This window comes from Catenulispora pinistramenti, from assembly GCF_018274385.1.
Taxonomy (GTDB): Bacteria; Actinomycetota; Actinomycetes; order Streptomycetales; family Catenulisporaceae; genus Catenulispora; species Catenulispora pinistramenti.
Genome location: NZ_JAAFYZ010000307.1, coordinates 1 through 10,171, shown reverse-complemented (window position 1 = coordinate 10,171; position 10,171 = coordinate 1). Strand labels below are relative to the sequence as shown.

The following is a 10,171-nucleotide window of genomic DNA, read 5'->3' as shown; positions in this document are numbered from 1 at the left end:
GGGCAGGCTCGGCGTGTTCACACGCCGAGCCTGCCCGCTCAGTGCCGGACGGCACCGATGTCTGGAGGAGGGCGAGCCGCCATGGCCGAGGACGATCTGCTGACCAGCGGCGAATTCAGCCGCCGCTCGCGCCTGTCGCCCAAAGCCCTGCGGCTGTACGAACAGCAGGGCCTGCTGGTCCCCGACGAGGTCGACCCGGCCAGCCACTACCGCCGCTACCGCACCGCCCGCCTGGCCGAGGCCCGCCTCATCGTCTGGCTGCGGCGCCTGGACATGCCGCTGTCCGACGTGGCGCGCGTCCTGGCGGCGCCGGCCGCCGAGCGCGAAGCAGTGGTGGCGGCGTTCTGGCAGGAGGCTGAGGCCCGCTTCGCCGCCCAGCGCTGGTTGGCGGCCCGGGTGCGCGAGGTGGTGTCCGGCCGCGAAGGCGGCCATGCCGCGACCCGGCCCATCCAGGTCCGCGACGTGCCGGCGCAGCTGGTGCTCACCGAGCGGCGGCACGTCATGCCGGAAGAGCTGCCCGGCTGGATCGACAGCGCGATGGCCCGGCTGATGACCGCGACGGCCCCGGCCGGCGGTCCGTCGGCGGCGCCGTTCGTGGTCTACCACGGCGAGATCAACCACGACAGCGACGGCCCGGCGGAGGTCTGCGTCCCGATCGACCCGGCCGGGGCCGAGCGGGTCGGCGTCCCGACCTTCTCGATGCGCGAGGAGCCGGCGCATCGCGAGGCCTACCTGCCGATCGTCAAGGCCCAAGTGCAGTTCCCGCAGATCTTGTCCGCCTATGACGCGCTCCATGGCTGGATGAAGGCCGGGGGTCATACCGGGACGCTGCCTCCGCGCGAGGTGTACTTCGGCGACTGGGCCGCGGCGGGGCCTGGCGACGAAGTGTGTGACATCGCGGTTCCGGTGGCTTAGCCGGGTCCGCCCGGCCACCCGGTTCGGCCGGCGCCCCGGTCCGATGGTCGTACCTCTACTTGTCAGCCCTCCTGCCTACCCATATAATTAGCATTGGTAAACTATGTAAGTCACAGAGGGTGGGGTTGTATGACCGCGACACAGGCTTCCAGTGCGACCGGGAAGGCCCGCGGTGCGCGCGGGCCGGATCATCCGCACTACAAGTGGGTGGCGTTGTCCAACACCACGTTGGGCACCTTGATCGCGACGGTCAACTCCTCCATCGTCCTGATCTCGCTGCCCGCGATCTTCAACGGCATCAAGCTGGACCCGTTACAGCCGTCCAACGTCAGCTACCTGCTGTGGATGCTGATGGGCTACATGCTCGTCACCGCGGTGTTCGTGGTGGCGCTCGGGCGCCTGGGCGACATGTACGGCCGGGTCAAGATCTACAACTCCGGGTTCGTGGTCTTCACGATCTGTTCCATCGCGTTGTCCCTGGACCCCTTCCACGGCGCGACCGGTGCGTTGTGGCTGATCGGCTGGCGCGTGTTCCAGGCCATCGGCGGCGCGATGCTGATGGCGAACTCGGCGGCGATCATCACCGACGCGTTCCCGGCCGCGCAGCGCGGGATGGCGCTGGGCATCAACATCGTGGCCGCGATCGCCGGGTCGTTCATCGGCCTGGTGCTGGGCGGCGCGCTGTCGGAGTGGAACTGGCGCGCGGTGTTCTGGGTGAACGTGCCCATCGGGCTGATCGGCACGGTGTGGGCCTACAAGTCGCTGCACGACACCGGGGCCAGACAGAAATCGCGGATCGACTGGTGGGGCAACGCCACCTTCGCCTTCGGCCTGACCGCGTTGCTGGCCGGCATCACCTACGGCATCCAGCCCTATGGCGGGCACACCCAGGGCTGGACCAACCCGTGGGTCGACGCCGGGCTGATCGGCGGCCTGGCGCTGCTCATCATCTTCTGTGTCATCGAGGCCAAGATCTCCGATCCGATGCTGCCGATGACGCTGTTCAAGAACCGCGCGTTCGCCACCGGGAACCTGGCCAACCTGCTCGGCGCCATCGCCCGGGGCGGCTTGCAGTTCATGCTGATCATCTGGCTGCAGGGCATCTGGCTGCCGCTGCACGGCTACGACTACAAGGACACGCCCCTGTGGGCCGGCATCTACATGATCCCGCTGACCCTGGGCTTCCTCGCGGCCGGGCCGATCGCCGGGCACCTGTCGGACAAGTTCGGGCCCCGGGTGTTCGCCGCCGGCGGTCTGTTGGCGATGGCGGTGTCGTTCGCCGGTCTGTTGCTCATACCTACGGACTTCTCCTACTGGGTATTCGCCCTACTCATCTTCCTTAACGGTGTCGGCGGCGGCTTGTTCTCCGCGCCCAACACATCGCTGATCATGTCCAGCGTGCCGGGGCGGATGCGCGGTGCCGCCTCCGGCGCCCGGGCCACGTTCATGAACGCCGGCATGGTGTTGTCCATGGGCATCTTCTTCTCGCTCATGGTCGCCGGGCTGTCCAGTTCGCTGCCCCACACCCTGTCCACCGGCCTGGCCGCGCAGGGGGTGCCGGCCGGGACCGCGACCCAGATCTCGCACCTGCCCCCGGTGGCCACGCTGTTCGCCGCCTTCCTCGGCTACAACCCGATGCAACAGCTTCTCGGCTCTTCGACCCTGCACGCGCTACCCGCCTCCAACGCGCAGACGTTGACGGGCCGGGAATTCTTCCCGCACCTGATCTCCGGACCCTTCCACGACGGCCTGATGGTCGTGTTCTGGCTCGCCATCGTGATGGCGGTGATCGGTGCGGTGGCCTCGGCGCTGCCCGGGAAGTTGAAGGCGCCGGAGGATGACGCGGCCGCCGGTCAGAGCGCGGCGGCGACCGCCTGACGCGGCGGGTCCCACGCCGCACGCGAGGCGTGGGACCGGCCCGCTGAGCCGGGGGTCGGTAGATTGGGACCGGGGCACTGTGTTTCACTGTGCCCCTTATCCGCCTTACCGCACCGATCCACGTCCATCATTCCCGGCTCCGCTCTGCGCTCCTGTGAAGGACCCGATGAACTCTTCGCCGACCCAGCCCGACACCGAGGTCGCCGCCCGTCTGCGGGTGGCTCTGGGCCGCTTGAACCGGCAGTTGCTGCAGCGGCAGTCGGAGGCGAGTTTCGCCCAGCTGTCCGCGCTGTTCGTGATCGAGAAGTGGGGGCCGATCCGGATCGGGGACCTGGCCCAGCGGGAGAAGGTGGCCGCGCCGTCGATGACCCGTACGCTGAGCGGACTGGTCGCGGCCGGCTGGGTGCAGCGTGAGCCGGACCCGGAGGACGGCCGCTCGTTCATGGTCTCGCTGACCCCCGGCGGTGCGGCGCTGATCACCAAGGTGCGCAATCTGCGGACGGCGGCGCTGGTGCAGGGCATGGAGCGGCTGACCGGGTCGCAGCTGGAGGCGCTGCACGCCGCCGTGCCGGTGCTGGAGCAGCTGGCCGACGAGGTCGAGCCCAAGCAGCGCTGAGCCCGCGGGCGGCGTCGGAGCCCGGTCGATACGACCGGGACCCCCGCCAAGCGCCCGCTCAGACACCGGTGGGAGACTGGTCGGCATGACGGCAGCGAGCGAGGAGCCCACGAGCTCCGCCCCGGACACGCCGGCCGAGGCCGAGTGGCCGCCGCGCGAGTGGCGCGAGGCCCAGCGCGGCCAGGGTACGAAGAGCATGTACCAGTTCCTGGGCCTGATCGCCCTGATCATGGTGGTCCTGGTGATCTTGTCCTTCTGGGGCCTGGCCAACGGCTGATGCGGCACACGCTGATCCTGCTCCGGCACGCCAAGTCCGACTGGCCCGACGGCGTCGCCGACCACGACCGGCCGCTGACCGACCGCGGCCGCCGCGACGCCCCGCGCACCGGCGCGTGGCTGGTGGCGAACGGCCGGGTGCCGGACCGGGCCGCGGTGTCGACGGCGCTGCGCACCCAGCAGACCTACGGCCTGGCGGCCGAGGCGTTCCCGTCCGGGCCCGAAGTGCTGAACAAGCCCGAGGTGCTGAACAAGGACGAGCTCTACGCCGCCTCGGCGGGGGAGATGCTGGAAGTGGTGCGCGAGACGCCGGAGAGCGTCGGCACCCTGATGGTCGTCTCGCACAACCCCGGGACCCAGTACCTGGCCCTGGCGCTGGCCGACGAGACGAATCCGGAACTGGTCGCCAAGGTCCACGCCGGATACCCGACCAACACCCTGACCGTCCTGGAGTTCGACGGCACCTGGGCCACCCTGGACCCGGCCGCGGCCTCGATCGTGGCGGTGGAGTCGCCGCGCGGCTGAGCCGGCCGGTGTCTCAGGCGGCGGGCTTGGCCGTCTCCATCGGCGCGGCCTCTATCGGTCCGGTCTCTATCGCCTCTTCGGAGGCGTCCGCGACCTCCACCTCCTCGCGGGTGATCCCGAGCAGATACAGGATCGTGTCCAGGAACGGCACGTTCACCGCCGTGTCCGCCTGTTCCCGCACCACCGGCTTGGCGTTGAACGCCACCCCGAGCCCGGCCGCGGCCAGCATGTCCAGGTCGTTGGCCCCGTCCCCGATGGCCACGGTGTCCGTCGCCGGCACCCCGGCCGCCTCCGCGAACTCCCGCAGCGCCGCCGCCTTCCCGGCCCGGTCCACGATCGGCCCTGTCACCTGACCGGTCAGCCGGCCGTCCGCGCCGATCTCCAGGGTGTTGGCCAGCGCGAAGTCCAGGCCGAGCTCGTCCCGCAGCGAGTCGGTGACGTGGGTGAAGCCGCCGGAGACGATGCCGACCAGGTAGCCGAGGCGTTTCAGGGTGCGGACGAGGGTCCGGGCGCCGGGCATGAGCCGCACCGAGGCCCGGACGTCGTCCAGCGCACCGGCGTCGAGCCCCTTGAGCAGGGCGACGCGCTCGCGCAGCGACCCGGCGAAGTCCAGCTCCCCGCGCATCGCCCGCTGCGTGATCCCGGCCACCGCCTCCAGACACCCGGCCCGCGCCGCCAGTTCCTCGATCACCTCGCCCTCGATGAGCGTGGAGTCGACGTCCATCACCACCAGCCGCTTGGCCCGCCGGCTCAACCCGGCCGGCTGCACCGCGATGTCGACGTGCTCCTGGGCGGCGACCCGGGCCAGCCGCTCGCGCAGCAGATCGGGATCGGCACCGGAGACGTCCAGCTCGATCGCGGTCACCGGGTACTTGGCCAGCCGCACAATGCGGTCGATGTTGCCACGGCATTCGGTGATCTCCCGGGCCATCCCGGCCATCGCCGCCGCGGGCAGCGGAGCGCCCAGCACGGTGACGTGGGTGCGGCCCTGGCGCCGCTTGCGGTTGTCGCCGAGCCCGGTGACCACCTCGACATCCAGCTTCTCGGCGGCGGCCCAGCGATGCAGTCCCACCCGCAGCGCGGTCTGTCCGTCAGCCTCACCCGGCGCCCCGACCAGCACCGCCAGCACCAGGCGCCCGCGCACCACCACCTGCTCCACATCCACGACCGGAACACCGAACGGCTCCAGTGCGGCGAACAGGCTCGCCGTGACCCCGGGACGGTCGGCGCCATACACGGTGACCAGGACAGTAGCGGCGGGCGGCGGCAGGGCGAGCGCGGTGTTCATGGTGTGATCCACGGTACCCGGGCGACCAACGACGGCGGCGAAGTGTCCGGCTGGTGGGCGCGGCATGGACATGGAGTCCGGCACCCGCCGGCCGCCAGGCCGCGCCGTCCCTCTCCCATACGGGTGATGTCTGGTCTCTGAACAGGTCCGCCCGAGGTCGACCGCCTTAGCATGGAACTATGGCCGCGGACGACATGTCCTTCGTCGCCGGGTTCCTCGCCGCGTCCGGCCTCTTCTGGACCGGGGGCGGGGCACTCTGGCTGGCGGTGTGCGCGCGCAGACTGTCCCGCCTGCGCCTGCGACTGGTCGGCGTCCCCGCCCGCGGCGAAGTGATCGGCATGGTCGTGTCCTGCGACGCCTCCGGCGCGATCCGCAACGCCCCGCGAGTCCGCTACTTCGCCCCGACCGGCCCGCCGGTGGTCACCCGCGCCTACGGATACCGGCCGCGTCAGAGCGTGGCGACGGGCGCACAGGTGCGGCTCTGGTACGATCCCCTGCGCCCGGAGCGGATCCTGGTGTCGCGGTTCGATCTGAAGCTGCGGGACTGGGTGGAGCTGGTCGGGGCGCTGGGGGTGCTGGGCGTCGGGGTCGGGATGGAGTTCATGGCGCTGACGATGGGGTGATGGCGATATCCCCCGGCGGCCGGGCCGATCCACCCGCGCCGGCCCCTAAAACCCAGGCTCCAAAATCGAATGATAAGCAGCCAACTGGGCCCGCCGGGTAACCCGCTCCAACCCCACCAACGCCGAAGCCCGCAACCGCGACTCCAGCGCCGTCACACTCCCGCCCTCATCCTGCCCCGCCAGATCAGCGATCGCCGCCAGCCGCTGCGCCTGCGTCAGCACCTTGACCGCCCGCGCCGGATACCCCGGAGCCAGCACCGCCTCCGGCGCCCGCCCATGCCCCCGGATCGCGGCCAGCGACTCGGCCACCTCCGGCCGCCACCGCGCCACGTCCAGTCGCGCCAGTTCCTCGGCGGCCTCGCGCAGTGCGTCGTTCAGCTCGCGTTCGGCCTCTGACAGCGTCGGCACCGCGGCCGCGCCGCTCTCGACCGGTGTCACCGTCCAGCGGACCACGTGCCCGCGGTCGCCGGCCGGTCCGTAGCCGTCCACCGACGGGACTATCCCGAGCGCCGGTCCGTCCGTCAGGACGGCCTCGCCGGCCGTGATCGCCGCCTGGTTGAAGGCCGCCGGGCCCTTCAGGCCCAGGGGATCGCCCGGGCGGGGCAGCGCCAGCCGGAGCCCGGTCACCCCGGCGGCGCGCAGCCGGCCCAGGGCGACGGTCCAGCTCACGTCGCCGTCCTCGCCCGGCACGCCGGCGACCCGGTGCGGCTCGTCGCCGTCGGCACGGACCTGCTCGGCGGCCGAGTCCAGGCTGGTGTGCCCGGCGAGCCAGGCGTTGCCCCAGGCGACCAGACGCCCTGACCGGTGTTCGCTCAGCATGACCACCAGGGTACGTGGCCGGGCCGACGCTGCGGCTTGGCGGACATGTCGGTCCTCTAAGCTAGGCGATCGTAGATCGTAGATCGAGGCCTGCCTGCGTGAGGAAACTGGTGCCGAACATGAACGCCGATGCCTTGTCCGTCGACCCAGACAGCGTCCTCGACCTCGTGGATGTCTCCGTGGTGCGGGAAGGCCGCAAGCTGCTGGACGCCGTGAACTGGACGGTCGGCGAGGGCGAGCGCTGGGTGGTGCTCGGGCCGAACGGCGCGGGCAAGACCACGGTGCTGAACATCGCGGCCACGTCCCTGTTCCCGACCGCGGGCGTGGTGGGTGTGCTCGGCGAGCAGTTGGGTGCGGTGGACGTCTTCGAGCTGCGTCCGCGCATCGGTTACTCCTCGGCGTCCGTCTCCGAGCGGCTGCCGCGCGGGGAGTCGGTGCGCGATGTGGTGATGACCGCCTCCTACGGGATGGTCGGCCGGTGGCGGGAGAAGTACGACGAGGCCGACGCGCAGCGCGCCGACGATCTGCTGGCCTGGTGGGGCATGCACGAGTTCGGTGCCCGCACCTTCGGCACGCTGTCCGAGGGCGAGCGCAAGCGGGCGCTGATCGCCCGGGCGCTGATGGCCGACCCGGAGTTGCTGCTGCTCGACGAGCCGGCCGCGGGCCTGGACCTCGGCGGCCGTGAGGACCTGGTGCGCCGGCTGTCCCGGCTGGCCTCCGACCCCTACGCCCCGGTCACGGTGCTGGTGACGCACCACGTCGAGGAGATCCCGCCGGGCTTCTCGCACATCCTGCTGGTGCGGGCCGGCGCGGTGGTGGCGGCCGGGCCGATCGACGCCGCGCTCACCTCCGAGAACCTGACCACCACCTTCGGCCTGCCGCTGAGCGTGGAGAAGTACCAGACCCCCTCCGGCGCCCGCTGGTACGCGCGCGCGGTTTGATTCATCAATCCCCTGACGGGGACAGCGCGGTCTTCCTTCCGTAGCATGGGCTCCATGCACGCGATGGTGTGGGCGGTCGTCGCGGCCGTACTGATCCTGCTGGAACTGACCACGGCCACACTGGTCTTCGTCATGCTCGGCATCGGCGCGGCGGCCGGGGCGATCGCCGCCGGGGCCGGGGCCGGCATCGTGGCGCAGTTCGCGGCCTTCGGCGTCGTCTCGGTCGCCACCCTGGTCTTCGCCCGACCGACCGCGATGCGCCGGCTGCACGGCGGGCCCGAGCACCGGCAGGGCACCGAGGCGTTGATCAGCCGGGAAGCGCTGGTGGTGGAGAAGGTCGACGGCCATGACGGCCGGGTGCGGATTTCCGGGGAGATCTGGAGTGCCCGCTCTTTTGACGGGCAGACTGAATACGAGGTCGGAGACCGCGTCAACGTCGCGCAGATCGACGGCGCGACCGCGCTCGTTCTCTAGCGCTCGCCTGGGATTCCGCACCCTGTCACGCGGGCAGGACAATCCTCGACGGAACGGTGTGTGCGCTATGCGTCTCCGGGCCTAAGATCGAGCACTGTCACCGGGGGGTGCCTGCCGCCTCCTGACCGCCGGACATCGATGTCGTGTAGGAGGAGTCGACATGATCACCACGATCGTCGTCCTCGTAGTGATCGCCGCGGTGATCGCGGTGAGCTTGTTCCAGTCCGTGCGCATAGTCGGGCAGGGGACCGTCGCCGTCATCGAGCGCTTCGGCCGCTACACCCGCACCCTGACGCCCGGCCTGCGCATCCTGATGCCGGTGGTGGACCGCGTGCGGGCCATCATCGACGTGCGCGAGCAGGTGGTCCCGTTCCCGCCGCAGCCGGTGATCACCCAGGACAACCTGACGGTCTCGATCGACACCGTCATCTACTTCCAGGTGACCGACGCGCGCGCCGCGGTCTACCAGATCACCAACTACATCCAGGCGATAGAACAGCTGACGGTGACCACTTTGCGGAACATCGTCGGCGGCATGGACCTGGAGCGCACCCTGACCAGCCGCGACTACATCAACAACGAGCTGCGCGGGGTTCTGGACCAGGTGACCGGCAACTGGGGCATCCGGGTCTCCCGGGTCGAGCTGAAGGCCGTGGAGCCGCCGGCCTCGATCCAGGACTCGATGGAGAAGCAGATGCGCGCCGACCGGGACCGCCGCGCGGCGATCCTGTCGGCCGAGGGTTTCAAGCAGTCGCAGATCCTCACCGCCGAGGGTGAGAAGCAGGCCGCGGTGCTGCGCGCCGAAGGCGAGGCCAAGGCCCGCGCGCTCCAGGCCGAGGGCGAGGCGGCGGCGATCCGCAAGGTCTTCGAAGCCATCCACGAGGGCAACGCCGACAACCAGGTGATGGCCTACCAGTACCTGCAGCAGCTGCCGAAGATCGCCGCGGGCGACAGCAACAAGCTGTGGATCATCCCCAGCGAGTTCGGCAAGGCGCTGGAGAACGTCGGCGGCGCGCTGGGCCGCGTCGGCAGCATGCCGGGGATGCCGGGCATGCCGGCCGCGCCAGCCGCGAACGGCAACCCGCTGCCCGCGAACGGCGAGGCGCCGGGAGCCGCGTCCGGCCAGCAGCCGCGCGCGGACCGGCCGCCGCGACAGCGCGGGTCGTCGAGCCCGGCCGACGATGTGTTCTTCAACCAGGACGACGACTGACAGTCGGGATACGCGTGAAGTCGAGCCAGGCGTGAAAGGGGCCGGTCATTGACCGGCCCCTTTGCCGTGTGCTCCCAGTGGCGTGTCAGGCAACGACGTTTGCCCTGGTGATGACTTGGCTGGGCGGAGGTTGTCGGCGTGGCGGTTTCGCTGGATTGCTGGCGGGGTGAGGTAGAGGGTCGGTTTGGGGTGTTCGGGTTCGGATCTTTTTTGGGGTTGCAGTTTGTGGGCCGGGTTGCGGTTGGGGTGTGGGTTGAAAGGCGATTTTTACGGCCTTCGGTCGTAGTTGTGCCGGTTCGGGGTTTGTGGCGGCGAGTCGTGTTTGTCGGCTGCCGGTTTACGTGTTCACAACCCCGCCGCACCTCAGGCCTCTTCAACTCCAGCAAGTCAGAGCAAGGGCACAGGCCAGATCAAGAGCAAGATCAACGGCACAGGCAAGATCAAGAGCTGAAGATCGAGATCAAGGTCAAGAGCTGAAGGTCAAGGTCAAGGGCTGTGATGAAGGGCCGGGCCTCCGGCGGGCCTCGGCAACCTCAGGGAAACTAGCGCGGTTCCCTCGGGTGGCTGGGTGAGTCTCAGCGGCGGCGGCCTGTGAGGTGGTGCGGT

Annotated in this window: 11 protein-coding genes; 9 read left to right on the top strand and 2 right to left on the bottom strand. The window is 70.3% G+C overall.

Annotated elements, in window-relative coordinates:
- Positions 1-81: 81 nt before the first annotated feature.
- The 5 genes from KGQ19_RS44820 (at position 82) to KGQ19_RS44800 (ending at position 4,210) form a co-directional block, all read left to right on the top strand.
- Complete coding sequence (locus tag KGQ19_RS44820; protein ID WP_230420416.1) at positions 82-915, top strand: MerR family transcriptional regulator; 834 nt, start codon at positions 82-84, stop codon at positions 913-915.
- A gap of 129 nt (positions 916-1,044) precedes the next feature.
- Complete coding sequence (locus KGQ19_RS44815; RefSeq protein ID WP_212021081.1) at positions 1,045-2,793, top strand: MFS transporter; 1,749 nt, start codon at positions 1,045-1,047, stop codon at positions 2,791-2,793.
- Between the two features lie 166 nt (positions 2,794-2,959).
- Positions 2,960-3,409 (top strand): MarR family winged helix-turn-helix transcriptional regulator, encoded by a 450-nt coding sequence (locus tag KGQ19_RS44810; protein WP_194898748.1) that lies wholly within the window; start codon positions 2,960-2,962, stop codon positions 3,407-3,409.
- An 85-nt stretch (positions 3,410-3,494) separates the two neighbouring features.
- Positions 3,495-3,686, top strand: coding sequence for a hypothetical protein (locus tag KGQ19_RS44805; RefSeq protein WP_212021079.1), 192 nt, complete (start codon positions 3,495-3,497; stop codon positions 3,684-3,686).
- On the top strand, positions 3,686-4,210 hold the full coding sequence (locus tag KGQ19_RS44800; protein WP_212021077.1) for a SixA phosphatase family protein: 525 nt from the start codon (positions 3,686-3,688) through the stop codon (positions 4,208-4,210). The genes KGQ19_RS44805 and KGQ19_RS44800 overlap by 1 nt, the downstream gene beginning before the upstream one ends.
- Positions 4,211-4,223: 13 nt before the next feature.
- Here KGQ19_RS44800 and serB read toward each other — a convergent pair whose 3' ends face one another.
- Entirely contained in the window at positions 4,224-5,498 is a 1,275-nt protein-coding gene (serB, locus tag KGQ19_RS44795) for a phosphoserine phosphatase SerB (protein WP_212021075.1), read from the bottom strand.
- A gap of 179 nt (positions 5,499-5,677) precedes the next feature.
- Here serB and KGQ19_RS44790 point away from each other — a divergent pair, with 179 nt between their 5' ends.
- Positions 5,678-6,121: a DUF3592 domain-containing protein gene (locus tag KGQ19_RS44790; protein WP_212021073.1), complete on the top strand. Its 444-nt coding sequence runs from the start codon at positions 5,678-5,680 to the stop codon at positions 6,119-6,121.
- Between the two features lie 45 nt (positions 6,122-6,166).
- On the opposite strand, the gene KGQ19_RS51495 is transcribed toward KGQ19_RS44790, so the two are convergent.
- The gene (locus KGQ19_RS51495) at positions 6,167-6,940 is read right to left on the bottom strand and encodes an Rv1486c family protein (RefSeq protein WP_212021071.1); all 774 of its coding nucleotides are present in this window, start codon (positions 6,938-6,940) and stop codon (positions 6,167-6,169) included.
- 119 nt (positions 6,941-7,059) lie between these two features.
- Here KGQ19_RS51495 and KGQ19_RS44780 point away from each other — a divergent pair, with 119 nt between their 5' ends.
- From KGQ19_RS44780 to KGQ19_RS44770, 3 genes are all read left to right on the top strand, one after another.
- Positions 7,060-7,881, top strand: coding sequence for an ABC transporter ATP-binding protein (locus KGQ19_RS44780; protein ID WP_230420415.1), 822 nt, complete (start codon positions 7,060-7,062; stop codon positions 7,879-7,881).
- A gap of 54 nt (positions 7,882-7,935) precedes the next feature.
- Positions 7,936-8,355 (top strand): NfeD family protein, encoded by a 420-nt coding sequence (locus KGQ19_RS44775; protein WP_212021068.1) that lies wholly within the window; start codon positions 7,936-7,938, stop codon positions 8,353-8,355.
- A 160-nt stretch (positions 8,356-8,515) separates the two neighbouring features.
- Complete coding sequence (locus KGQ19_RS44770) at positions 8,516-9,565, top strand: SPFH domain-containing protein (protein WP_212021066.1); 1,050 nt, start codon at positions 8,516-8,518, stop codon at positions 9,563-9,565.
- Positions 9,566-10,171 lie beyond the last annotated feature (606 nt).

What these genes read in the sequence shown, in the direction of transcription:
- KGQ19_RS44820 (WP_230420416.1), top strand. Translation starts at nt 82, where the DNA reads ATGGCCGAGGACGATCTGCTGACCAGCGGCGAATTCAGCCGCCGCTCG.
- KGQ19_RS44815 (WP_212021081.1), top strand. Translation starts at nt 1,045, where the DNA reads ATGACCGCGACACAGGCTTCCAGTGCGACCGGGAAGGCCCGCGGTGCG.
- KGQ19_RS44810 (WP_194898748.1), top strand. Translation starts at nt 2,960, where the DNA reads ATGAACTCTTCGCCGACCCAGCCCGACACCGAGGTCGCCGCCCGTCTG.
- KGQ19_RS44805 (WP_212021079.1), top strand. Translation starts at nt 3,495, where the DNA reads ATGACGGCAGCGAGCGAGGAGCCCACGAGCTCCGCCCCGGACACGCCG.
- KGQ19_RS44800 (WP_212021077.1), top strand. Translation starts at nt 3,686, where the DNA reads ATGCGGCACACGCTGATCCTGCTCCGGCACGCCAAGTCCGACTGGCCC.
- serB (WP_212021075.1), bottom strand. Translation starts at nt 5,498, where the DNA reads ATGAACACCGCGCTCGCCCTGCCGCCGCCCGCCGCTACTGTCCTGGTC.
- KGQ19_RS44790 (WP_212021073.1), top strand. Translation starts at nt 5,678, where the DNA reads ATGGCCGCGGACGACATGTCCTTCGTCGCCGGGTTCCTCGCCGCGTCC.
- KGQ19_RS51495 (WP_212021071.1), bottom strand. Translation starts at nt 6,940, where the DNA reads ATGCTGAGCGAACACCGGTCAGGGCGTCTGGTCGCCTGGGGCAACGCC.
- KGQ19_RS44780 (WP_230420415.1), top strand. Translation starts at nt 7,060, where the DNA reads ATGAACGCCGATGCCTTGTCCGTCGACCCAGACAGCGTCCTCGACCTC.
- KGQ19_RS44775 (WP_212021068.1), top strand. Translation starts at nt 7,936, where the DNA reads ATGCACGCGATGGTGTGGGCGGTCGTCGCGGCCGTACTGATCCTGCTG.
- KGQ19_RS44770 (WP_212021066.1), top strand. Translation starts at nt 8,516, where the DNA reads ATGATCACCACGATCGTCGTCCTCGTAGTGATCGCCGCGGTGATCGCG.